Origin of the sequence: Marmoricola sp. Leaf446 (assembly GCF_001424755.1) — a bacterium.
Lineage (GTDB): Bacteria > Actinomycetota > Actinomycetes > Propionibacteriales > Nocardioidaceae > Marmoricola.
This window is the reverse complement of record NZ_LMRF01000003.1, coordinates 62294-85198: the sequence shown is the minus strand read 5'-3', so window position 1 is coordinate 85198 and position 22905 is coordinate 62294. Positions and strand designations below refer to the sequence as shown.

The 22905-nt window shown below is 72.9% G+C and carries 24 protein-coding genes; 14 read left to right on the top strand and 10 right to left on the bottom strand.

What is annotated here, in order from left to right; translation table 11 throughout:
* The first annotated feature begins 23 nt into the window (after window positions 1-23).
* Window positions 24-887 (top strand): alpha/beta fold hydrolase, encoded by an 864-nt coding sequence (locus ASG49_RS10825; RefSeq protein ID WP_056541558.1) that lies wholly within the window; start codon window positions 24-26, stop codon window positions 885-887.
* On the opposite strand, the gene ASG49_RS10820 is transcribed toward ASG49_RS10825, so the two are convergent.
* Both ASG49_RS10820 and glpX read right to left on the bottom strand, forming a co-directional pair.
* Window positions 820-1734: a carbohydrate kinase gene (locus tag ASG49_RS10820; RefSeq protein WP_056541555.1), complete on the bottom strand. Its 915-nt coding sequence runs from the start codon at window positions 1732-1734 to the stop codon at window positions 820-822. The two genes, ASG49_RS10825 and ASG49_RS10820, sit on opposite strands and share 68 nt — an antisense overlap.
* A gap of 8 nt (window positions 1735-1742) precedes the next feature.
* The gene (gene glpX, locus ASG49_RS10815; RefSeq protein ID WP_056541552.1) at window positions 1743-2768 is read right to left on the bottom strand and encodes a class II fructose-bisphosphatase; all 1026 of its coding nucleotides are present in this window, start codon (window positions 2766-2768) and stop codon (window positions 1743-1745) included.
* Window positions 2769-2811: 43 nt separating this feature from the next.
* Here glpX and ASG49_RS10810 point away from each other — a divergent pair, with 43 nt between their 5' ends.
* Window positions 2812-3372, top strand: coding sequence for a DUF4245 family protein (locus ASG49_RS10810; protein WP_056541549.1), 561 nt, complete (start codon window positions 2812-2814; stop codon window positions 3370-3372).
* 4 nt (window positions 3373-3376) lie between these two features.
* On the opposite strand, the gene ASG49_RS10805 is transcribed toward ASG49_RS10810, so the two are convergent.
* Together ASG49_RS10805 and xseA are read right to left on the bottom strand one after the other, a co-directional pair.
* On the bottom strand, window positions 3377-3598 hold the full coding sequence (locus tag ASG49_RS10805; protein WP_056541546.1) for an exodeoxyribonuclease VII small subunit: 222 nt from the start codon (window positions 3596-3598) through the stop codon (window positions 3377-3379).
* Window positions 3591-4862, bottom strand: a complete 1272-nt coding sequence (gene xseA, locus ASG49_RS10800; RefSeq protein WP_056541543.1) for an exodeoxyribonuclease VII large subunit — start codon at window positions 4860-4862, stop codon at window positions 3591-3593. The genes ASG49_RS10805 and xseA overlap by 8 nt, the downstream gene beginning before the upstream one ends.
* 56 nt (window positions 4863-4918) lie before the next feature.
* On the opposite strand from xseA, the gene ASG49_RS10795 reads away from it, so the two are divergent.
* Window positions 4919-5917, top strand: a complete 999-nt coding sequence (locus tag ASG49_RS10795; RefSeq protein WP_156384298.1) for a 4-hydroxy-3-methylbut-2-enyl diphosphate reductase — start codon at window positions 4919-4921, stop codon at window positions 5915-5917.
* 3 nt (window positions 5918-5920) lie between these two features.
* The gene (locus tag ASG49_RS10790; RefSeq protein WP_056541538.1) at window positions 5921-6541 is read left to right on the top strand and encodes an L-threonylcarbamoyladenylate synthase; all 621 of its coding nucleotides are present in this window, start codon (window positions 5921-5923) and stop codon (window positions 6539-6541) included.
* Here the strand turns inward: ASG49_RS10790 and ASG49_RS10785 are convergent.
* Window positions 6490-6945: a DUF6542 domain-containing protein gene (locus tag ASG49_RS10785; RefSeq protein WP_200936291.1), complete on the bottom strand. Its 456-nt coding sequence runs from the start codon at window positions 6943-6945 to the stop codon at window positions 6490-6492. The two genes, ASG49_RS10790 and ASG49_RS10785, sit on opposite strands and share 52 nt — an antisense overlap.
* Window positions 6946-6964: 19 nt before the next feature.
* Complete coding sequence (locus ASG49_RS10780; RefSeq protein ID WP_056541535.1) at window positions 6965-8092, bottom strand: DNA recombination protein RmuC; 1128 nt, start codon at window positions 8090-8092, stop codon at window positions 6965-6967.
* A gap of 142 nt (window positions 8093-8234) precedes the next feature.
* On the opposite strand from ASG49_RS10780, the gene ASG49_RS10775 reads away from it, so the two are divergent.
* Entirely contained in the window at window positions 8235-8681 is a 447-nt protein-coding gene (locus tag ASG49_RS10775; RefSeq protein ID WP_056542008.1) for a Fur family transcriptional regulator, read from the top strand.
* 48 nt (window positions 8682-8729) lie between these two features.
* Window positions 8730-11006 carry a catalase/peroxidase HPI gene (gene katG / locus ASG49_RS10770; RefSeq protein ID WP_056541532.1) on the top strand — a complete coding sequence of 759 codons (2277 nt, stop codon included), beginning with the start codon at window positions 8730-8732 and terminating at the stop codon, window positions 11004-11006.
* A 207-nt stretch (window positions 11007-11213) separates the two neighbouring features.
* On the opposite strand, the gene ASG49_RS10765 is transcribed toward katG, so the two are convergent.
* The 4 genes from ASG49_RS10765 to ASG49_RS18310 form a co-directional block, all read right to left on the bottom strand.
* On the bottom strand, window positions 11214-12419 hold the full coding sequence (locus ASG49_RS10765; RefSeq protein ID WP_056542006.1) for a cysteine desulfurase-like protein: 1206 nt from the start codon (window positions 12417-12419) through the stop codon (window positions 11214-11216).
* A 113-nt stretch (window positions 12420-12532) separates the two neighbouring features.
* On the bottom strand, window positions 12533-13510 hold the full coding sequence (locus ASG49_RS10760) for an ATP-binding protein (RefSeq protein ID WP_056541530.1): 978 nt from the start codon (window positions 13508-13510) through the stop codon (window positions 12533-12535).
* A gap of 65 nt (window positions 13511-13575) precedes the next feature.
* Window positions 13576-14085, bottom strand: coding sequence for an ATP-binding protein (locus ASG49_RS10755; RefSeq protein ID WP_056541527.1), 510 nt, complete (start codon window positions 14083-14085; stop codon window positions 13576-13578).
* Window positions 14086-14247: 162 nt separating this feature from the next.
* A partial coding sequence (locus ASG49_RS18310) for an exodeoxyribonuclease III (protein WP_156384309.1) occupies window positions 14248-15017 on the bottom strand: 770 nt, incomplete at its 3' end.
* A gap of 122 nt (window positions 15018-15139) precedes the next feature.
* Here ASG49_RS18310 and ASG49_RS10740 point away from each other — a divergent pair.
* The 8 genes from ASG49_RS10740 to ASG49_RS10705 all read left to right on the top strand — a co-directional run bounded on the left by ASG49_RS10740 (window position 15140) and on the right by ASG49_RS10705 (window position 22827).
* Window positions 15140-16690 (top strand): BCCT family transporter, encoded by a 1551-nt coding sequence (locus ASG49_RS10740; protein ID WP_056541518.1) that lies wholly within the window; start codon window positions 15140-15142, stop codon window positions 16688-16690.
* Window positions 16687-17622 (top strand): glycine betaine ABC transporter substrate-binding protein, encoded by a 936-nt coding sequence (locus ASG49_RS10735; protein ID WP_082534041.1) that lies wholly within the window; start codon window positions 16687-16689, stop codon window positions 17620-17622. The genes ASG49_RS10740 and ASG49_RS10735 overlap by 4 nt, the downstream gene beginning before the upstream one ends.
* 58 nt (window positions 17623-17680) lie before the next feature.
* Window positions 17681-18172: an Hsp20/alpha crystallin family protein gene (locus ASG49_RS10730; RefSeq protein WP_056541511.1), complete on the top strand. Its 492-nt coding sequence runs from the start codon at window positions 17681-17683 to the stop codon at window positions 18170-18172.
* Window positions 18173-18233: 61 nt separating this feature from the next.
* A complete protein-coding gene (locus tag ASG49_RS10725; RefSeq protein ID WP_056541508.1) occupies window positions 18234-18929 on the top strand; it encodes a GNAT family N-acetyltransferase in 696 nt (231 codons plus the stop codon).
* 35 nt (window positions 18930-18964) lie between these two features.
* Entirely contained in the window at window positions 18965-19288 is a 324-nt protein-coding gene (locus tag ASG49_RS10720; RefSeq protein WP_056541505.1) for a TraR/DksA C4-type zinc finger protein, read from the top strand.
* Between the two features lie 82 nt (window positions 19289-19370).
* Window positions 19371-19580 (top strand): hypothetical protein, encoded by a 210-nt coding sequence (locus ASG49_RS19120; RefSeq protein WP_056541502.1) that lies wholly within the window; start codon window positions 19371-19373, stop codon window positions 19578-19580.
* 62 nt (window positions 19581-19642) lie between these two features.
* Window positions 19643-22153, top strand: a complete 2511-nt coding sequence (locus tag ASG49_RS10710; protein ID WP_056541499.1) for an RNA helicase — start codon at window positions 19643-19645, stop codon at window positions 22151-22153.
* Window positions 22154-22305: 152 nt separating this feature from the next.
* Window positions 22306-22827, top strand: coding sequence for an AAA family ATPase (locus ASG49_RS10705; RefSeq protein WP_056541496.1), 522 nt, complete (start codon window positions 22306-22308; stop codon window positions 22825-22827).
* The last annotated feature ends 78 nt before the right edge of the window (window positions 22828-22905 follow it).

The following is a 22905-nucleotide window of genomic DNA, read 5'->3' as shown; positions in this document are numbered from 1 at the left end:
ATCACTAACGCTACCGTCCGAGGATGAGCTCACCACTCGGTTCGTTCCTGGTCCCCGACGGATTCGGCGGCCCCTCCGGGGTCCGGGCGCTCGCCCGCGAGGCCAGCACCGTGACCGAGGCGGCGCGGCTGCTGCGTCGTACGCGCACGGACCGGAAGGCACGCTCGGTCCTGCCGTACGCCGGTCCGCACCGCGTCAGCGCCCACGACCCGGTCGTGCTGGTGCCCGGCTTCATGGCCGGCGACTCCACGCTGCGGGCGATGTCGGCGTTCCTGCGCCGCGAGGGGTTCCGCACCTACCGCTCGCAGATCCACGTCAACGTCGGCTGCACCCGCGAGGCGGGCGACCGGCTCGAGCAGCGGCTGGAGGCGATCGCGGTCAAGCGGGGTCGCAAGGTGACCATCGTGGGCCACAGCCTCGGCGGGATGCTCGCCCGCGGGGTCGCGGCCCGCCGGCCCGACCTCGTCGAGGGCATCGTCGCGCTGGGGTCGCCGGTGCTCGCCCCCGGCGCGGTCCACCGGCTCCTGGCCTGGGACGCGCGGCTGCTGGCACGGCTCAGCACCGCCGGGCTGCGCGGGCTGATGAGCGCCGACTGCTTCGGCGGCGAGTGCGCCCGGGCCAGCTGGGAGGAGAGCCGGATGCTGCTCGACCCCGCGGTGGCCTTCACGGCCGTCTACTCCCGTCGCGACGGGATCGTCGACTACCGCGCCTGCCTGGACCCCGCCGCCCGCCACGTCGAGGTGACCACGAGCCACTGCGGCATGGCCGTCGACCCGGTCGTCATGGACCACGTGCTGCGCGCGCTGCGCGACCAGCAGGTCAGCCGGGCCAGCCTGCTGGCAGCTCCGATCGACGAGGTGGGTTCGCGCCGCGCCGCTCACAGGTGATCGCGGCGACCTCGATCGCCCCGGCCAGGAGCCGGCGCAGCGCCGCCTCGTCGGTCGGCAGGTCCTGCGCGTGGTGGTCGTAGGCGTCGAGGTCGGAGAGCTGGGCCAGCGTGGCCGCCATGAAGGCGTCGCCCGCCCCCACGGTGTCGACGACGTCGACCGGTCGCGGGGTGGCGTCGTGCTCACCCTCGGCGCTGAAGGCCGTCGCGCCGGCCGCGCCCCGGGTCAGCAGCACCAACCGGGTGCGGGCGCCGGTGAGCAGCTCGCGGGCGACGTCGTCGACGTCGGACCCGGGGTCGAGCAGCTCGGCGTCCTCGTCGCTGAGCTTGACCAGGGTGCAGCGCGAGCCGAGCTCGCGCACGGCGTCCCAGACCCGGGCGCGGTCGTCGACGAAGGTCTCGCGGAGGTTGGCGTCGAAGCTGACGAACAGGTCGCGGGCCACGGCCTGGTCGACGAGGTCGGAGACCGCGTCGCGGCCCGGCTCGAGCAGCGTGCCGAGCGACCCGACGTGCAGCGCCCGGCAGGGCGGCAGCTCCTGGGCGGGCAGCGACCACTCCAGGTCGAAGTCGTACGCCGCCGCGCCGCCGGCGTCGAGCCGCGCGGTGGCGACCGACGTGCGGCCCGAGGTGGTGGGGACGGCGACGATCTCGGCGCCGCTCGCGGTCACGTGGGCGACCACGGCGCCGCCTCGCTCGTCGTGACCCACCTGGGTGATCAAGGTGGCGGCGACGTCGAGCCGGGCCAGACCGACCGCCACGTTGAGGGGGGACCCGCCGGGGGTCTCCGAGGTGTCGCCGTCGGGGTCCACCACGACGTCGACGAGCGCTTCACCAGCGACGACGATCACGACGCGCCCTACCGGCCGAAGTCGACGTCGGCGTAGGCACTGAGCTTGGAGAGCCGGTGCTCGGACTTGATCGACCGGATCGTGCCGCTGCGCGAGCGCATCACCAGCGAGTGGGTGGTGGCCCCGCCCGCGACGTAGCGGACGCCCTGCATCAGCTCGCCGTCGGTGATGCCGGTGGCGACGAAGAAGCAGTCGTCGCCGCTGACCAGGTCGTCGGTGAGCAGGACGCGGTCGAGGTCGTGGCCGGCGTCGACCGCCCGCTCCCGCTCGGCGTCGTCGGTGGGCCACAGCCGGCCCTGGATGACACCGTCGAGGCACTTCATCGCGCAGGCGGCGATGATGCCCTCCGGCGTGCCGCCGATCCCGAGCAGCAGGTCGATGCCGGTGCCCTCGCGGGCAGCCATGATGGCGCCGGCGACGTCGCCGTCGGTGATGAACTTGATGCGGGCGCCGGTCTCGCGGATCTCCTGGGCGAGGCCCTCGTGACGGGGCCGGTCGAGCAGCACCACCGTGACGTCGCCGGGCTTGGTGCCCTTGGCCTTGGCCACCTGGTGGATGTTCTCGGCGACGGGGTAGCGGATGTCGACCACGTCGGCCGCGGCGGCGCCGGTGACGAGCTTCTCCATGTAGAACACGGCCGAGGGGTCGTACATCGAGCCGCGGGGGGAGACCGCCAGCACCGAGACGGCGTTGGCCATCCCCTTGGCGGTGAGCGTGGTCCCGTCGATCGGGTCGACCGCGACGTCGACCTCGGGGCCGTCGCCGGTGCCGACCTCCTCGCCGTTGAAGAGCATCGGGGCGTCGTCCTTCTCGCCCTCGCCGATCACGACGGTGCCGCGCATGCTCACGGTCGAGACCAGCACCCGCATCGCGTTGACCGCGACCCCGTCGGCGCCGTTCTTGTCGCCCTTGCCGACCCACCGGCCGGCGGCCATCGCGGCGGCCTCGGTGACACGGACGAGCTCGAGGGCGAGGTTGCGGTCGGGGTAGCTCGGGGCGACGGTCAGGGCGTCGGGCAGCTGGCTGTCGGACATGGTGGTGATCGTAGCCTCAGGCGGGCTTGGCAGGATTGGTCTCATGAGCCAGTCCACCGGCAGCCCGGGCCGTTACCGCCGGAGCTCGGGCGGGCTGATCGGCGCCATGATCGTCACCGTCGTGCTGGTGGTCGTCTACGTCGGCGTGCGGGGCTTCCTGTTCGGCGACCGCAGCGCCGACGTCGAGGGCGTCGACTGGGAGGCCCAGGTGCGCGCCGGCCGCGCCGACGGCAAGCTGACGGTGGCCGCACCGAGGTCGTTGCCGGAGGGCTGGAAGGCCACCAGCGCGGCGTACGAGACCGGTACGGCGCCCAGCTGGCGCCTCGGGGTGCTCGACCCCGACCAGCTCTACGTCGGCGTCTACGAGCGGCTCGCGAGCATCGACGACCTCGTGCAGGAGCACGTCGACGAGGACGCCCAGGACGAGGGCACGGTCACCGTCGCGGGCGAGGAGTGGCGGGTCTTCACCGACTCCGGCGGCGACTACGCGCTGGCCCGGACCGTCGAGGAGCCCGTCGGTGGCCGCGGGTCGGTCGTCGTCGTCGGCACGATCCCACCGACCGAGGTCCGTGACTTCGCCGCCGGGCTGACCACCGGCGATTAGCCGGCTAGTCCTCCAGCGCGGCGTCGAGTCGCTCCCGGGCGCCCTCGAGCGCCTCCTGGCAGACCCGCGCGAGCTCCTCGCCGCGCTCCCACAGCGCCAGCGACTCCGCCAGGCTGGTGCCGCCGCCCTCGAGGGTGCGGACCACCTCGACGAGCTGGTCGCGGGCGTCCTCGTAGCTCAGCCCGCCGGACGGCCCGTCCTGCGCCGGCTCGGTCTGCTCACTCATCGGGGTCCTCCTGGGGGTCGGTCGGGTCGGTCTCGCCGACGAGGGCCACGCGCTCGACGCCGGTGACTTCTGCGCCGATGCGGCCGTCGGCGACGCGGACGTGCAGCGTGGCGCCGGGCTCGAGGTCGGCCACGCTGGACCGGGCCCGGCCGTCGGCGTCGGAGATGACGGCGTAGCCCCGGCGCAGGGTGGCCAGGGGCGACAGGGCGCGCACGCGGGCGAGCTGGTGGCCGAGGTCGACCTCGCCGCGGTCGACCCGGTGGCCGAAGCTGCGGCGCGCGCGGTCGCGCAGCGCGTCGACCTCGTGGGCGCGCTCGGCCAGGCCCGCCCGCGGGTCGGCGAGGCTGGGGCGCGAGCGCAGCGCCTCGAGGGTGCGGCGCTCGCGGTCGAGCAGCTGGCGGACCGCACGGCGGCCGCGCTCGCGGGCGGTGAGCACCCGCTGCGCCTCCTCGGCCACGTCGGGCACGACCCGCTTGGCCGCGTCGGTCGGGGTGGAGGCGCGCAGGTCGGCGACGAGGTCGAGCAGCGGGGAGTCGGGCTCGTGGCCGATGGCCGAGACGACCGGGGTCGTGGCCGCGTGCACGGCACGGACCAGCGACTCGTCGGAGAACGGCAGGAGGTCCTCCACGGAGCCTCCGCCGCGCGCGATCACGACCACGTCGACGTCGGTGTCGCGGTCGAGGGCGGCCAGCGCCTCCATCACCTCGCGGGCCGCGTGGACGCCCTGCATCGCGGCGTACCGCACCTCGAAGCGGACGCCCGGCCAGCGGCGGCGCGCGTTGTCGAGGACGTCGCGCTCGGCCGCGCTGTTCTGCGCGGTGACCAGCCCGACGGTGCGGGGCAGGAACGGCAGCCGCCGCTTGTGCACGTCGGAGAACAGGCCCTCGGCGGCGAGCAGCTGGCGACGGCGCTCCAGGCGGGCCAGCAGCTCGCCCTCGCCGACCAGCCGGATCTCGCGGACCTGCAGCGAGAGGGTGCCGCGGGTGGGGTAGAACGACGGCTTGGCGTGGACCACCACCGACGCGCCCTCGACCAGCGGGGTGGGCAGGGAGTCGACCACGCCGCGTGGGCAGGTGACCGAGACCGAGACGTCGGCCAGCTTGTCGCGCAGCGTCAGGAAGACGGTGTTGAGCCCCCCGCGGCGGGAGACCTGGGTGACCTGTCCCTCCACCCACACCGCCCCCAGCCGCTCCACCCAGGCGCCGATGGCCTGGCTGATCTGGCGGACGGGCGCTGGGTGCTCGGGGGAGGTCTCCAGGGCCATGACCGCACCCTAGGTGCCAGGACCGACGGCGAGGGTCGCCGCCTACCATGGGACCCATGACCGACCTGGGTACGCCGACCTTCCTCCCGCCCGACCAGGCCGACCTCGCCGTCCGGCTGGCCGCGCCGCGCGGCTACTGCGCGGGCGTCGACCGCGCCGTGATCACCGTGGAGAAGGCGCTCGACCTCTACGGCTCCCCGGTCTACGTGCGCAAGCAGATCGTGCACAACAAGCACGTCGTGGCCGACCTCGAGTCACGCGGGGCCATCTTCGTCGAGGAGCTCGACGAGGTGCCGTCCGGCGAGACCGTGGTGTTCTCCGCCCACGGCGTCTCCCCGGCGGTGCACACCGACGCCGCCGAGCGCGGCCTGAAGACGATCGACGCGACCTGCCCGCTGGTGACCAAGGTGCACCACGAGGCCCGCCGCTTCGCCACCGACGACTACGACATCCTGCTCATCGGCCACGAGGGCCACGAGGAGGTCGAGGGCACCGCCGGCGAGGCGCCCGAGAACATCCAGCTCGTGCAGAGCCCGGCCGACGTCCCGAACATCGTGGTCCGCGACCCCGCCAAGGTCGCCTGGCTCTCGCAGACCACGCTCTCGGTCGACGAGACCATGGACACCGTCGACGCGATCCGCGAGCGGTTCCCGCTGCTGCTGGACCCGCCGAGCGACGACATCTGCTACGCCACCCAGAACCGCCAGCTGGCCATCAAGGAGATCGGCGCCGACGCCGACCTCGTGATCGTCGTGGGCTCGGCCAACTCCTCCAACTCGGTGCGGCTCGCCGAGGTGGCGCTGGAGGCGGGCGCCAAGGCGGCCTACCGCGTGGACGACGCGAGCGAGGTCGACGTGGCCTGGCTCGAGGGGGTGCGCAAGGTCAGCGTGACCTCGGGTGCCTCGGTGCCCGACTCGCTCGTGGTCGGCGTGCTGGAGCTGCTCTCCGAGCACGGCTACCCCGACGCCGAGGCCGTGCACACGGCCGAGGAGTCGCTGATCTTCGCCCTGCCGCCCGAGCTGCGTCGCGACCTGCGGGCCGCCGGCAAGTCCTGAGCCGTGGCCCGTTTCCTCGACGTCCACCCGGTCGACCCGCAGCCGCGGACCATCGCGCAGGCGGTCGCGCTGCTGCGCGACGACGGCCTGCTGGCCTACCCGACCGACTCCGGCTACGCGCTCGGCATCCAGCTGGGCAACCGTGAAGGGCTGGCCCGCATCAAGCGGCTGCGCGACCTCGACGACCACCACCACTTCACGCTGGTGTGCCGCGACTTCGCCCAGCTCGGCCAGCTCGTCAAGCTCGACAACGCGGCCTTCCGGGCGGTGAAGTCGGCGACCCCGGGGCCCTACACCTTCATCCTGCCGGCGACCTCGGAGGTGCCGAAGCGGCTGATGCACCCCAAGAAGCGCACGGTGGGCGTACGCATCCCCGAGCACCCGGTGGTGCAGGCGCTGCTCGCCGAGCTGGGGGAGCCGCTGCTCTCCAGCACGCTGCTGCTGCCGGGCGAGACCGAGCCGATGACCGACGGCTGGACGGTCAAGGAGACGCTCGACCACCAGCTCGACGCCGTGCTCGACAGCGGCGAGTGCGGCCAGGAGCCGACCACCGTCGTGGACTTCTCCGAGGGCTACCCCGAGGTGACGCGGGTGGGAGCGGGCGACCCGGACCGCTTCGCGTAGCGCTCCCCGTGGCGCGCACGCACGCGCATCCGGACCACCAGGACCGCCAGCACCAGGGCGTACGCCGCGGCGAGACCGCCCGCCCGGTGGGCCAGGCCCGAGACGACGGCCTGGACGACGGTGTCCTCGGGCAGCGCGACCCAGCCCGGCTCGAAGACCGCGGCCAGCAGCACCAGGCCCAGCAGGAGCAGCGGCGGGAGCACCGCCACCGGGAAGAAGTCGCTCGGCCGCACGGCCAGCGCGGCGGCGACGCAGAGCGCGACGAAGCCGAGGTCGAACAGCAGCGACAGCTCGGGCCCGAGGAGCAGGTCGACGGCCAGCACGAGCAGGCCGGCCAGGACCGCCAGCCGCACGACGCGGCTGCCGCTCAGCTGTCCCTCTTCCCACAGGGTGGGTGCGCTCACGTCGACAAGATAGGTCGGCTCACGCCGTGTCGCGGCGCGACTCGCCGGGCGGCGTCCCGTCGTGGGGCAGCTCGGGGCGGGTGGGCGCGACCTCGTCGAGCAGCTCGGCGGCGGTCAGCGGGCGCGAGGTCGTGGTCACCGACCGGGGCCGCGCCAGCTCCTCGCGGGTCACCCCGATGTCCTCGAACTGGCGGGCGGTGACGAGGACCCGGCTCTCCAGCGACCCGACGGCGGCGTTGTAGCCCTCGACGGCGCCGGTCAGCGCACGGCCGACCCGGTCGAGGTGCCCGCCCATGATCGCGATCCGGGCGTGGAGCTCCCGGCCCAGCTCGTGGATCTCGCGGGTGCGCTCGGCCAGCAGCTCGGTGGTCCACCCGTGGGCGACGGTGCGCAGCAGCGCGATCAGCGTGGTGGGGGTCGCGAGGACGACGTCGCGCGTCGCGGCGTACTCCAGGAGGGTGGGGTCGGTCTCCAGGGCCGCGGCCAGGAACGACTCGGCGGGCACGAACATCACCACGAACTCCGGGCTGCCCGGCAGCGCCCGCCAGTAGGCCTTGGTCGACAGCGCGTCGACGTGGGCGCGGACCTGGCGCACGTGGCGGCGCAGGTGGGCCTGGGTCTCGTCCTCGTCGTCGGCGGTGAGTGCGTCGAGGTGGGCGTCGAGCGGCACCTTGGCGTCGACCACGACCGATCGGCCCCCGGCCAGCCGCACCACCAGGTCGGGGCGCTGCCGCCGGGCGTCGCCGTCGCTGAGGTGGACCTGCTCGGCGAAGTCGCAGTGCTCGACCATCCCCGCCAGCTCGACCGAGCGACGCAGGTGGAGCTCACCCCACTGGCCGCGCACGTGGGGCCGCCGCAACGCCGTCGACAGCGCGCCCGTCTCGCGCCGCAGCAGGTCGGTGCTGTGGCGCACGTCGTCGACCTGCTGGCGCAGCTGCCCCTGCCACGAGGCGCGCTGGTGCTCGACGTCGCGCAGCCGCTCGTGGAGCCGGTCGAGGCCGTCGCGCAGCACCGCCTGGTCCTCCCCGCGGGCGCCCAGCGCCCGCAGCACCTCGGGCTCCCCGGCGCGCCGCGACCACACGAGCGTCGCGAGCGCCCCGAGGAGCAGGCCGATCACCAGGGTCAGCACGGGCAGCAGCAGGTCCATCCCCGCAGCGTGGCAGCGACCACCGACAGGCCTCGACAGGCTCGGCCGGCGAGGGTGGGCTCGGCCGGCGAGCGGGGGCGGCGTTCGGACACGCAGCGCCCCTAGTCTTGATTCGTTCCAGAAAGTGCGGGAGGGTGAGGTGATGGAGACGAGGGCGGAGGGTCGGCTGCGCGAGGCGTCGCTGCGCGTGACCCGTCCGCGCGTCGCCGTGCTGGAGGCCGTCAGCGACCACCCGCACGCCGACACCGAGTCGGTGATCCGGCACACCCGGGAGCGCCTCGGCGAGGTCTCCCACCAGGCGGTGTACGACGTGCTCAAGGCGCTCACCGCTGCCGGTCTCGTACGCCGGATCCAGCCGACCGGCTCCGTGGCCCGCTACGAGGCCCGGGTCGGCGACAACCACCACCACGTGGTGTGCCGCTCGTGCGGCGCCATCGCCGACGTCGACTGCGCCGTCGGCGGTGCACCGTGCCTGCACGCCTCCCAGGACCACGGCTTCGCCATCGACGAGGCCGAGGTCGTCTACTGGGGCACCTGCCCCGGGTGTGCGGTCGCCGGCACCGCCGTCGCCGCCGTCCAGCCCCTCTGACCCGCACGTCCGTCCCGACACGACCAGCACCGCAGCGGAAGGAACCAGATGACCGAGAACACCGACAACGCGCCCGTCAGCCCCCAGGGGGTGGACCGGAAGGCCGAGGGCGGCTGCCCGGTGATGCACGAGGGCTCCGCCGCCGCCCAGGGCAGCGAGAGCGAGAACCCCGTCATCGACTCGCCGACCCCCACGACGAGCCGGCCGCACACCATCCAGGACTGGTGGCCCAACTCCCTGGACCTGTCGGTCCTCCACGCGCACTCCTCCAAGGGCAACCCGCTGGGCGCCGACTTCGACTACGCCGCGCAGTTCGCGCAGCTCGACGTCGACGCGGTCAAGCACGACGTCGTCGAGGTGCTGCACAGCTCGCAGGACTGGTGGCCGGCCGACTTCGGCCACTACGGCGGCCTGTTCATCCGGCTGAGCTGGCACGCGGCGGGCACCTACCGGATCTACGACGGTCGCGGCGGCGCCGGTGACGGCGGCCAGCGCTTCGCACCGCTCAACAGCTGGCCCGACAACGCCAACCTCGACAAGGCCCGCCGCCTGCTGTGGCCGGTCAAGCAGAAGTACGGCGTGAAGCTGTCGTGGGCCGACCTGCTGGTCCTGGCCGGCACCGTGGCCCTGGACGACATGGGCCTGGAGACCTTCGGCTTCGGCTTCGGTCGCGTCGACACCTGGGAGCCCGAGGAGATCTTCTGGGGCCCCGAGGACACCTGGCTCGGCGACGAGCGCTACGCCTCGGAGGAGCGCGAGCTGCACGAGTCGCTCGGCGCGGTCCAGATGGGCCTGATCTACGTCAACCCCGAGGGTCCCAACGGCAACCCCGACCCGCTGGCCTCCGCCCGTGACATCCGGGAGACCTTCGCCCGGATGGCGATGAACGACGAGGAGACCGTCGCCCTGATCGCCGGTGGTCACACCTTCGGCAAGACCCACGGCGCCGGCGACGCCGACCTCGTCGGCCCCGAGCCCGAGGGTGCCCCCCTCGAGGAGCAGGGCCTGGGCTGGAAGAGCGGCTTCGGCAGCGGCAAGGGCGAGGACGCCATCACCTCGGGCCTCGAGGTCACTTGGACCCGCACGCCGGTGCAGTGGAGCAACGACTACTTCGACTTCCTCTTCGACCACGAGTGGGAGCTGGAGAAGAGCCCGGCCGGGGCCTACCAGTGGGTCGCCAAGGACGCCGAGGCCGTCATCCCCGGCCCGACGCCCGAGTCGCCGAAGCGTCGGCCCACGATGCTGACCAGCGACCTCGCGCTGCGGGCCGACCCGGCGTACGAGGAGATCTCGCGCCGCTTCCGTGACAACCCCGACGAGTTCGCACTGGCCTTCTCCAAGGCCTGGTACAAGCTGCTGCACCGCGACATGGGACCGGTCTCGCGCTTCCTCGGCCCCTGGGTCGCGGAGCCGCAGCTGTGGCAGGACCCGGTGCCGGCCCACGAGGGCGAGCTGGTCGGCGACGCCGACGTCGCCGCGCTCAAGGAGGCCGTCCTCGGCTCCGGCCTGACGGTCTCGGAGCTCGTGCAGACCGCGTGGGCCTCGGCGGCGACCTTCCGGTCGACCGACAAGCGCGGTGGCGCCAACGGCGCCCGCATCCGGCTCGAGCCGCAGCGCGGCTGGGCGGTCAACCAGCCCGAGCAGCTCGACCGCGTGCTGGCCACCCTCGAGGACGTCCGGTCGGAGTTCAACGGCCGGGGCGGTGCCCAGGTCTCCCTGGCCGACCTGATCGTGCTCGCGGGCTCCGCTGCGGTCGAGAAGGCCGCCCGGGACGCCGGGGTCGAGGTGACCGTGCCGTTCCGCGCGGGTCGCACCGACGCCACCCAGGAGCAGACCGACACCGACTCCTTCCGGGTGCTCGAGCCGCGCGCCGACGGGTTCCGCAACTACCTGCGGGCCGGCGAGAAGACCCACCCCGAGGTGCTGCTCGTGGACAGGGCCTACATGCTCGACCTCACTGCTCCGGAGATGACCGTGCTCGTCGGCGGCCTGCGGGCGCTGGGCAACAACGTGGAGGGCTCGCAGCACGGCGTGCTCACCGACCGTCCCGGCGTGCTCAGCACCGACTTCTTCCGCAACCTGCTCTCCCCGGGCACGCAGTGGAAGGCCTCGGAGTCCGAGGAGCACGTCTACGAGATCCGCGACCTCGCCAGCGGTGAGACCCGCTTCACCGCCACCGCGGTGGACCTGATCTTCGGGTCCAACTCGCAGTTGCGCGCGCTCGCGGAGGTGTACGCCGCCGACGACGCGGGCGAGAAGTTCGTGCACGACTTCGTCGCCGCGTGGACCAAGGTGATGGACGCCGACCGGTTCGACCTCGCCTGAGGACGTAGCCGCTCGACACCCGGAGCCCGGGTCGACCACGGTCGGCCCGGGCTCCGGCGCGTCCGGCGGGCGGCGTACGACGGTGGGGCTCGTCCATTCCCCGTGCGTTCCTGCTGCTTCCCGGAGAGGACTTCGACCGGGAAGTGTCGGTTTCACAGGGGACCCTGTGAACCGCCGCCGACACCGACCCCTGGCGCGCGGGTGTCCTCAGCCCAGCGAGTCGAGCCCGGCGAGCAGCCGGTCGACGTCGTCCTCGGAGGAGTACGCCGCCAGCCCGACCCGCACCGCGCCGGCGTCGCCGAGGCCGAGCCAGCGCGAGGCCTCGATCGCGTAGAAGTTGCTCGCCGGCGCGTTGATCCCGAGCGAGCCAAGGTGCTCGTGGACCTCGCGACCGGCGCGGCCCTCGACCTCCAGCAGCACCGTGGGCGTACGCCGCGCCGCCCGGCCGTGCGTCCGCACGTGGCCCATCGACCCCAGGCCGTCGAGCAGCCGGGCCAGCAGCGCCGCCTCGTGGCGCTCGACCGCCGCCATCGAGGTCAGCACCCGCTCCCGCCGGGCGGGCGGCTCGGCTGCGCCCGAGGGGACGAGGGCGGCCACGAAGTCGACGGCCGCGGTGGTGCCGGCGAGCAGCTCGTAGGGCAGCGTGCCCAGCTCGAACCGCTCGGGCACCGCGTCGGTCGAGGGCAGCAGCTTGTCGGGCCGCAGTCTCTCGAGCAGGTCGGGGGAGGCGACCAGCGCGCCGTGGTGGGGGCCGAAGAACTTGTAGGGCGAGCAGGCCAGCAGGTCGACGCCGAGCGCCGTCAGGTCGACCGCGGCGTGCGGCACGAGGTGCACCGCGTCGAGGTGGACCAGCGCGCCGACGGCGTGGGCCGCGGCCGCGACCGCGGCCACGTCGGGCCGGGTGCCGATGAGGTTGGAGGCGCCGGTGACCGCGACCAGCCGGGTGCGCTCGCCCAGGACGTCCGTGACGTCGTCGAGCTCGCCGGTGACGCGGTCGAAGCCGAGCCACCGCACGGTCGCCCCGACCCGCTCGGCCAGCGTCACCCACGGGCGCACGTCGGCGTCGTGGTCGAGCCGGGTGACGACGACCTCGTCGCCGGGCCCCCAGCCGGCCGCCAGCGTGCGGGCCAGCGACCAGGTCAGCTCGGTCATCGAGCGGCCGAAGACGACGCCGCGGGGGTCGCCGCCCACCAGGTCGGCGACCGCGGCGCGGGCGGCGGTCACGACCTCGTCGGCGCGCCGCTCCGAGGGGTTCACCGGTCCGCGGTTGCTCAGCCCGGCGACGAGCGTGTCGGCGACCGCCTCGGCGACCACGGTCGGCGTGAGCGAGCCGCCGGGGGAGTCGAAGCGGGCCCGGCCGTCGGCCAGCGCGGGGAAGGCGCGGCGTACGCGCTCCAGGTCGAGGTCGTCCATGGCGGTCTCCTGGTCTCCTGCNTCGAGGTCGACCACGACGGGGGCGTGGTCGCTGGCGCCCTTGCCGGCGCGCTCGTCGCGGTCGGTGGCCCAGCGTGGCACCACGTGCGTGCTCACGGCAGCCGGTACAGCGTCGCGCGGCGCTCCCCCTCTTGAACCAGGCGCCCAGCGAGCACCAGGCCCTTCAGGAGCTGCCCCGCCTGATAGCGATCCAGGCCGGTCAGTTCACGAACCCTGGCGTTCGTGACGGGATGCGCCCGGGCGGCGTCGAGCACGACCTCCTCGTGGCTCCGGCCGGGACCGATGACACCCAAGGTGTAGTAGGCCCGGCCTCTTGTTCCATGCCGCAGCAGCATGCCCGCGTTGCGAAGCCGCCCCAGCCGTGCTCGAACCTCGACGCTGTCCGCGCTCATGAGCTCCCTGGCAGTGCCGTTGGTCACTCGACCTTCGCGCATGACCGTGAGGAGAAGGGCGCGATCGCCTGGTCTCAGTCGTCCCTGCTGCTCGTACTCGTTGAGCCAGGCGCGCTCCGTGCTGCTGATTTGGCCCCGCAGCTTGAGCGTGACGCTGAATGCGCCCTCAATCTCGTCAAAGACCGGTTCGTCCAGCAGCTCGAAACGCATGCCGTCCTGGATCACATCGATGCCCTGGCCACTGTCCTCAGCGAGCCCGAATCGACGCAGGACGTCGATGACCGTGTGGTTGCGAGGGGCTTGGGCGTCGCGCAGGGTCGCGATGGTCACGGGCGCGGGCAGCCCTCCCGGACTGGTCACTTTCACTGCGGAGGGGCGGACCTCGATCACGACGGGGGTGGAATCAATCGAGTAGTCGCGGTGTGCGACCGCGTTGGCGACAGCCTCACGCACCACCCGGCGAGGCAGGCGTGGGACATCGTGTCGTCGAGGGCCGGTGATGACCATCTCTGTCCCGATGTCACGAAGCACCCACTCCGTCGCATGCTCGATCTGTGACTGCACGGGTCCGGTCAGAGAGTCCCGGCGCACGTAGCTGGTCGAGTCGTCGGACTCGTACGAACGGATGTCGATCGTGAACTTGGCTGTGCCCAGGCTGCTGTCGGGGTTGGTGAGCACCAGAGCACCAGCGATGGTGAGAGTCCCGTCCGCATGAAGCAGGCCGCGCTCCGACCATCGGTCCGTCAGGCCTTCCGTTCCCCATCCGTGTACGGCTCCGCGATCTCCGGCGTGACCGTGCTGGGGTCGACACCGCTCGGGCTGGCCTCGTAGCGGCGTAACGCCCTGGAAGACATGAGTCTCCACAACTCGGCCCCGAAGACCGCAACGTTCCGACCGCCTCTCCGCTGGAGTACGCGGCCGTCGCTCGTCTGGGCGACCTCATCCTCACGGCGCTCGACGTCGACCACAACGATCGGAGTGCCGTCGACGTTGCTCTCGCTGATGGAGTAACGACCGACGTTGCGGGCGGCCAGGGCTGCCTCGTGAATCGCATCGTCAGTGCCTCGGTCACGCTTTCTCCCGAGCACGTGTCGTTGGTCGTCGACCCCGATGAAGATCGTGCCGCCACCGGAGTTGGTGAAGGCGACCATGGCCTCCTGCAACTTCTTGGAGGAGGCGCCGGACTTGAGTTCGACGTCGTCGTCCTCCCGCTCGACGAGGGACCGGAACTCTGCCGAGGACCACTGGTGCATGGGTCGAGTTTGTGACTCTTTTGAAGACGAATCGACCCCCTGTGGAGGGTCACCCATTTCGACTTCATACAACCTTCAAAACCCCTTACGTGCTCACAGCAACCCTTCTGACCTGGCGCGATGCGATCAGGCATGTGGATAACTGGTGGCCGCCCGGTGGTNTCGAGGTCGACCACGACGGGGGCGTGGTCGCTGGCGCCCTTGCCGGCGCGCTCGTCGCGGTCGATGAAGGCGCCGCGCACCCGGCCCGCGAAGGACGGGTTGCCGAGCACGAAGTCGATGCGCATGCCGCGGTTGCGCTCGAAGCGCTGCCGGTAGTAGTCCCAGTAGGTGTAGACCTCGGGGCCCGGCGTGTGGGGCCGTACGACGTCGGCCCAGCCGTCGTCGAGGAACGCCTCGAAGGCGGCCCGCTCGGGCCGGGTCACGTGGGTGCTCCTCGCGAACGCCGCGACGTCGAAGACGTCCTCGTCCTGCGGCGCGATGTTCCAGTCGCCGACGAGCGCGACGTCGCCGGTCATCGACCGCGACGCCTCGTGCAGCCGCGCCAGCCAGTCGAGCTTGTAGGCGTAGTGGGGGTCGTCGACCTTGCGGCCGTTGGGCACGTAGAGCGACCACACGCGCACCCCGCCGCACGTCGCGCCCAGCGCTCGCGCCTCGGCCACCCCGGGGTCGCCCCAGGTCGGCATGCCGGCGAAGCCGACCTCGACGTCCGCGATGCCGACCCGGCTGAGCACGGCGACGCCGTTCCACTGGTCGTGGCCGACCGCGGCGACGTCGTACCCCAGGCTGGCCAGCCCCATCAGGGGCAGCTGCTCCTCGCGGGCCTTGGTCTCCTGCAGCGCCAGCACGTCGACGTCGTGGCGCTGCAGGAACGCCTCGACCCGGTCGATGCGGCTGCGGAGCGAGTTGACGTTCCAGGTGGCGATGCGCACCGGCCGAGGGTATGCCGCGGCGGCGACCCGTCGGCCGGGGGTGGTCGACCCCGGCGCCCCAAGTGCTGTTGACTGAGCGAGTCAGTGGACTAACGACCCGACACCACCAGGAGCCGTGCCCGATGAGCAACCGCCTGCTGAAGGGCACCGATCCCGGAGTGTTCTGGGGGTCGGCGCTGCTGATCCTGCTGTTCGTGGCGTGGGGCCTCGTCGCGCCGGAGAGCCTCGGTGCCCGGATGACGGCCGTGCTCGGCTGGGTGGTCGGCAACTTCGGCTGGGGGTTCATCCTCATCGCCGTCGGCGGGCTGGTGCTGAGCATCGTGCTGGTGCTGCACCCCTGGGGACAGACCCGTCTGGGACCCGACGACTCGCGGCCGGAGTTCAAGACGTTCTCCTGGGTCTCGATGATGTTCGCGGCCGGTCTCGGCGCCGGGCTGCTCTTCTACGGGACCGCGGAGCCGATCTCGCACTGGGCCGCCCCGCCGCACGGACTCGCCGAGCCGCAGAGCGAGGAGGCGGCCAAGGTCGCGCTGCGCTACACCTACTTCCACTGGGGCTTCAACGGCTGGGCGCTGTACGCCGTGATGGGCGGCGCGCTCGCCTACTTCAGCTTCCGCAAGGGCCTGCCCAACCTGGTCAGCTCCTGCTTCACGCCGGTCCTGGGCCCCGACGCCAACACCCGGGTGATCGGCCGGGTCATCGACGCGCTGGCCATCGTGGCCACGCTGTTCGGCACCGCGACCGCGCTGGGCCTCAACGGGCTGCAGCTCAACTCGGGCCTGCGCTACCTGACCGGCATCGAGAAGTCGAACACCGTCGCGGTGGCGATCATCGTCGTCGTCACGCTGCTGTTCTGCGTCTCGGCCACGACCGGCGTCGAGAAGGGCATCCAGTTCCTCGCCAACCTCGGCTCGGTCGCCACGGTCGTGCTGTTCCTGTTCTTCCTGCTCGCCGGCGGCTTCACCGTGCTGGTCATCTCGCAGGGCATCGAGACCATCGGCGACTACGTCGTCCAGGTGCTGCCGATGTCGCTGGAGACCGGTGTGGGCGACGAGGAGTGGATGGCGAACTGGACGATCTTCTACTGGTCGTGGTGGATCTCCTGGGCCCCCTTCGTGGGCATGTTCGTGGCCCGCATCTCGCGCGGCCGCACGATCCGCGAGTTCGTGCTCGGCGTGACCGCGGCGCCCACCGGCTTCGGCTTCTGCTGGTTCGCCGTCGTGGGCGGCACCGGCATCGAGCTGCAGCGCACCGGAGCGGCCGACCTGCTGGGCTCGGTCTCCACGCCCGAGCTGTCGCTGTTCAACGCCCTCGACGCGCTGCCGTTCCCGGTGGTCACCTCGGCGGTGTGCATCTTCCTGATCGCGCTGTTCTTCGTCAGCGGCGCCGACGCGGCCGCGGTGGTGATGGCCACGATGGCCAGCCGCGGCACGCAGGAGCCGCCCAAGCTGGTCGTGGTCGTGCTCGGCGTGCTGATGGGGCTGATCGCCTGCGCGATGCTGCTCGTCGGCGGGCTGGGGGCGCTGCAGCAGGCGGCCATCCTGGGCTCGGTGCCGTTCTCGTTCGTCATCGTCGGGGTGGCGTGGTGCTGGATCAAGGCGCTGCGCGAGGAGTCCCGCGCGGGGACCGACGTCGTCGCGCCCACCGAGCCGGTGCGCGAGGCGGGCCGGTGAGGCGCGGGGTGGTGGCCACGGCGGCGCTCGCGGTCTCGCTCGCGCTGGGCGTGGCCGGCTGCGGCGAGGTCAAGGAGCCGCGCGGCTCCTCGCAGCCGCAGGGCGCCAGCCTCCGCATCACCCTGGGCACCCAGGAGTTCCCCGAGGGACGGATCCTGGGGGAGCTGTGGCGCCAGGTGCTCGCCGTCAACGGCTACGCCGTCGACCTGCGCAAGGGCGTCGGGCCGGCCCAGGACCTCGACGAGGCGCTCAAGGCCGACGAGGTCGACGGCTACGTCGCCTACACCGGCACCGTGCTCTCCGTGGTCGCGGGCGAGGACCCTTCGGGCCTGGACCCCGAGGAGACCTACGACGCCGTCCGGGAGTTCTACGCCGGCCAGGACATGGTCGTCAGCCCGATGACGCCGTTCGAGAACACCGACGCCGTCGCCACCACCACGACGTACGCCGAGGAGGAGGGACTCACCTCGATCGGCGACCTCGCCGACGTCTCCGGGCTCCGGCTCGGGGCGCGGCCGGAGTTCGAGGACCTCGACCTGGGGCTGGCGGGGCTGCGGTCGACGTACGGCCTGACCGACGTGGAGTTCACCCCGGTCGAGCTGGGCGAGCAGTACGCCGCCCTCGACCGCGGCGAGGTCGACGCCGTCGACGCCTTCACCACCGACCCGGCCCTGCGCGACGGGGACTACCGGCTGCTGGAGGACCCCGAGCGCCTCTTCGGCTCGCAGAACGTCGTCATGGTGGTCGGCGAGGAGAAGCTGGCCGAGATCGACGACGAGCGGTTCCTGGCCGTGGTCGACTCGGTCAACGAACTGCTCACCGAGGACGTGATGGTGGACCTCAACGCCGCGGTGGAGCAGGGTCGTGACGAGGAGTCCGTGGCCCGCACCTTCCTGCGCGAGAACGACCTGCTCGAGCGCTACCGGGGCTGAGACCCACCCACCGCACGGCACCACCGAGGCACCACCCGTCATCCCAGGAGGAGAGCCCATGGCCGAGCCCGAGGCGCGACGCAACCCCTTCGAGGGGGTGACCGACTACTTCAGCGAGCTGAGCCGGATGCGTGAGGTCGGCACCCACGGCCGCGAGCACCCGCGCGAGGAGCACGAGCGCACCCACGCCAGCGCCTGGGTGCCGACCACCGACATCCTGCTGCGCGGCACCGACCTGGTGATCCGCGTGGAGCTGGCCGGGGTGGAGCCGGGCTCGGTCGACCTGGGGTTCGCCCACGGCCACCTGAGCATCTCGGGGTCCCGGGCGGGCGACGAGGAGGGCGTGCAGTACTACGTGCGCGAGCGCTTCCACGGCGCCTTTCGCCGCACCGTCACGCTGCCCGAGGGCACCACCCGCGAGCAGATCACCGCGCGCCTGGTCGACGGGCTCGTCGAGGTCACCGTGCGCGGCGCCGCCGAGGCCGACGCGCCCGAGCGGATCAGCCTCGACGACGCGCGCGGCGAGCCGCAGGTCCGCTCCGTCGACTGAGGGGGCGCGGGCGCGCGGAAACCGGTTGCCGGCGCCCGCCTCTCCTCGGGGAGGATGCGGCATGCTCACCCTGGAGGACGTCTTCCCCCCGTTCGCGCTCGCGCTGTCCTGCGGCCCGGTGGAGCTGCGGGTGCTGCGCGACGACGACCTCCCGGAACTGGTCGAGCTGGTCCGCGGCGGCGTCGTCGACCCCGACCTGCCGATGCCCTTCCTCCGGGCCTGGCACGAGGAGCCCTACGCCCCGGGTGCTCCGAGCGGCTTCCCGACCTCCTCGCTCGCCTGGTGGTGGACGCAGCGGGCGACCTTCGCACCCGGCGAGTGGCGCCTGGCCCTGGTCGTCCGCCGCGACGGCGTCCTGGTCGGCATGCAGGACCTCCACGGACAGGACTTCGTGCAGACCCGCCGGGTCGTGACCGGGTCGTGGCTGGGACGGACCCACCACGGGAGGGGGACCGGCACCCTGATGAGGCAGCTGGCCGTCGGGTTCGCGTTCGACGAGCTCGACGCCGTGCAGTGCGAGTCCGGCTACGTCCTGGGCAACGGGGCCTCGGCGGCGGTGAGCCGCAAGGTCGGGTACGCCGACAACGGGCGCCGACGCGTCGTCCAGCACACGCTGCACGGCCCCGTCGGCGTGGAGGAGCAGACCGTGCTGGTCACGCCCGACACCCTCGTCCGCCCGGACGCCCCGGTCACGGTCGTGGGCGCCGACGCGCTGCGGCGCTTCCTGGGGATCGACCGCGGTCCCGCCGACGGGTAGCGGGACCGGGCGGGGGCAGCGGGCATGCTGGACGGATGGACCCGCGCCGCACGCTGACCGAGAAGCTCGCCGAGATCGACGCGCAGATGGCCGAGATGGAGCGTCCCCCGACCGAGACGGGCGGCATCTCCTTCGGCAAGCGCATCGGCGAGGGCACGTCGCTGGCCATCGACCGGATGCAGCAGGTGGCCGTGCACGACCAGCTGCAGGGCGTGCGCGCCGATGTCGTGAGGGCGCTGGAGAAGCTCGACGACGGCTCCTACGGCCGCTGCGACGGGTGCGGTCGCGAGATCCCCGCGGGGCGCCTGGAGGCGCTGCCCTGGGCCGTGCTGTGCGTGGAGGACGCCGCCCGCCGCTGAGCGGCCCACCCCGGCCGCGGCCCGGCGCATGGAGCGCGCCGTCCTGGGCACGAGACGTCATCGGGCAACGTGGCCCGCGACGATGAGGGAGACCGTCATGGCCAATCTGCGAGGAATCATCAACAAGGTCGCCGGCGGCGCCGCGAGCGGACGCCGCACCGGCGGCACCCCCGGTCCCGGACGCGTCGGTGGCCCGGGTGCCGGCGCCGGTGCCGGCGGTCGCCGCAGCTCCGACGAGGCCATCGGCCGCGGCGTACGCGGACTGCTGAGCCGCTTCGGCGGACGCCGCTGACCCTCGGGGTCGAGCACACCGCGACGGCGGCCGGGCCGCGGGTCGGGGAGACTGGGCGCACGATGCGCCTCCTCGACCTGCTGCCCGGCTCGCCCGACGCCCCCGTCCCCGCCGACCCGGACGCGCTGTACGACGCGTTCTCGACGTGGGTGGGCGAGCAGGGTCTGACGCTCTACCCGGCGCAGGAGGAGTCGCTGCTCGAGCTGGTCAGCGGGGCCAACCTGATCCTGTCCACCCCCACCGGCACCGGCAAGAGCCTGGTCGCGCTGGCCGCCCACGCCGTCGCGCTGTCCGAGGGCCGCCGGACGTTCTACACCGCCCCGATCAAGGCGCTGGTCTCGGAGAAGTTCTTCGCGCTCGTCGACGTGCTCGGTCCCGAGCACGTCGGGATGCTCACCGGCGACGCCGCCATCAACGCGCAGGCCCCGGTGATCTGCTGCACCGCCGAGGTGCTGGCCAACATCGCGCTGCGCGAGGGGTCCTCGGCCGACGTCGGCCAGGTCGTGATGGACGAGTTCCACTACTACTCCGAGCCCGACCGCGGCTGGGCGTGGCAGGTGCCGCTGCTGGAGCTGACCGGCGCGCAGTTCGTGCTGATGTCCGCCACGCTGGGTGACGTCAGCCGGTTCGAGGCCGACCTGACCCGGCGTACGGGACGGGCCACGGCGGTGGTCACCCACACCGAGCGGCCGGTGCCGCTGAGCTACGAGTGGGCCGTGACGCCGCTGCACGAGACGATCGAGGAGCTGCTGACGACCCACCAGGCTCCGGCGTACGTCGTCCACTTCACGCAGGCCTCCGCGCTCGAGCGCGCCCAGGCGCTGACCAGCGTCAAGGTCGCCACCCGCGAGGAGAAGGACCGGATCGCCGAGCGGCTGGTCGACTTCCGGTTCGCGCCCGGCTTCGGCCGAACGCTGTCGCGGCTGCTCAAGGCCGGGATCGGCGTCCACCACGCGGGGATGCTGCCGAAGTACCGCCGCCTCGTCGAGCAGCTCGCCCAGGCCGGCCTGCTCAAGGTCATCTGCGGCACCGACACCCTCGGCGTCGGCATCAACGTGCCGATCCGGACCGTGGTGCTGACCGGGCTGACGAAGTACGACGGCCGCCGCCAGAGGATGCTCAAGGCGCGCGAGTTCCACCAGATCGCCGGGCGCGCGGGGCGGGCGGGCTACGACACCGCCGGCACCGTCGTGGTGCAGGCGCCCGACCACGTCGTGGAGAACGCCCGGCTGGTGGCCAAGGCCGGCGACGACCCCAAGAAGCTCAAGCGGGTGCAGCGCAAGAAGCCGCCCGAGGGCCAGGTGACCTGGAACGAGGACACCTTCCGCCGGCTGGTCGAGGGCGAGCCCGAGCCGCTGGTCTCGCGGATGCGGGTCACCCACTCGATGCTGCTCAACGTGATCGCCCGGCCCGGCGACCCGGCCGCGGCGATGCGGCGGCTGCTGCGCGACAACCACGAGGACGAGCGCTCGCAGCGGCGGCTGATGCGGCTCGCGGCCGCCCAGCACCGGTCGCTGCTCGCGGCCGGGGTGGTGCGGCTGGTGCCGCGCGAGCCCGACGGGCGGCGGGTCCGGCTGGCCGAGGGGCTGCAGCTCGACTTCGCGCTCAACCAGCCGCTCTCGGCGTACGCCCTGGACGTGCTGGACACCCTCGACCCCGAGTCCGCGACGTACGCCCTGGACATCCTGTCGGTCATCGAGGCCACCCTCGACGATCCCGGGCCGGTGCTGCGCGCGCAGGAGCACCTCGCGCGCGGCGAGGCGATCGGGGCGATGAAGGCCGAGGGCATCGAGTACGACGAGCGGATGGAGCTGCTCGAGGAGGTGACCCACCCGAAGCCGCTGCAGGAGCTGCTCGAGCACACCTTCGGCCTCTACCGCGCCCACCACCCGTGGGTCGGCGAGGACGCGCTCTCGCCGAAGTCGGTGGTGCGCGACCTCTACGAGCGCGCGATGTCGTTCGGGGAGTACGTCGCCTTCTACGGCCTCACCCGCTCCGAGGGACTGGTGCTGCGCTACCTCGGCGACACCTACCGCGCGCTGCGCCAGACCGTGCCCGACCGCGTGCGCACCGACGAGCTGACCGACATCGTGGAGTGGCTGGGCCTGCTGGTGCGCCAGACCGACTCCAGCCTGCTCGACGAGTGGGAGCAGCTCAGCGACCCCGACCACGTGCTCGCCGAGGTCGGCCCCGACGTGCTGCCGCCCGCGCCGTCGGCGATCACCGCCAACACCCGCGCCTTCACGGTGCTGGTGCGCAACGCGATGTTCCGCCGCGTCGAGCTGGTCGCCCGACGGCGGCTGGACGAGCTGCAGTCGCTGGACGCGGACGTCGACTGGGAGGCCGGCCTCGTCGCCTACTTCGACGAGCATGCGTGGATCGCCACCGACGCCGACGCCCGCAGCCCGCTGCTGTTCCAGGTCGAGAAGACGCCGACGACCTGGGAGGTCCAGCAGGTGCTCGCCGACCCCGAGGGCCACCACGACTGGCGGATCACGGCCACCGTCGACCTCCCCGCCTCCGACGACGCCGGTGAGCTGGTGCTGGGGGTGGGTGGGGTGGTGCGGCTGTAGGGCGGTTTCACCGGCTAACCGGTGAAACTGTCCGTGCAACCGGGAGGAAACGGGCGCCTGCGGGCAGTTTTGACACACCGGTCGCCTGATTTGTCCGCTGGCGGCGCCTCTGCGCGGTGGACGCAGTCCTCCCGTCGCGGTGGGATGGCCGCGTGTACGTCGTCCTGACCGGGCCGCCCGCCTCCGGCAAGAGCACCCTCGCCGCTGCCCTGGCCGTCGAGCTCGGGCTGCCCCTGCTGGCCAAGGACACCCTCAAGCGGGGCCTCGTCGACGTCCTGGGGGCTGCGGACCTCGAGGCGTCGCGGACGCTGGGACGGGCCGCGGTGGTGGCGCTGCTGGCGGTGGCGCGGGAGGCGCGGTCGGGGGTGCTCGACAGCGTGTGGGTCGACCGGGCGCGGGCGGTCGAGCAGCTGACGGAGCTCGGGGTCGACGTCGAGGTGCACTGCCGCGTCGGCGTACCGATCCTGCGGCAGCGGTACGCCGCCCGCGCCGCCACCAAGGGCCCCGGTCACTTCGACGCCGACCGCCCCGAGTCCGAGCTCTGGCCGCCCTCGGCGCTCGAGCCGCTCGCCGGAGGCTGGCCGGTGCTCGAGGTCGACACCACCGGCCCCGTCGACGTGGCCGCCCGTGCCCGGGACGTCATCGGGATCGTGGCCTCCAGCCCACGATCCTGATGACGTCCCGGCGTGGATGGGGTGGGAGCCCGGGGCGCGACGTCGGTGCGTCATACGAGCGGGCCGCCAGGGCGACGA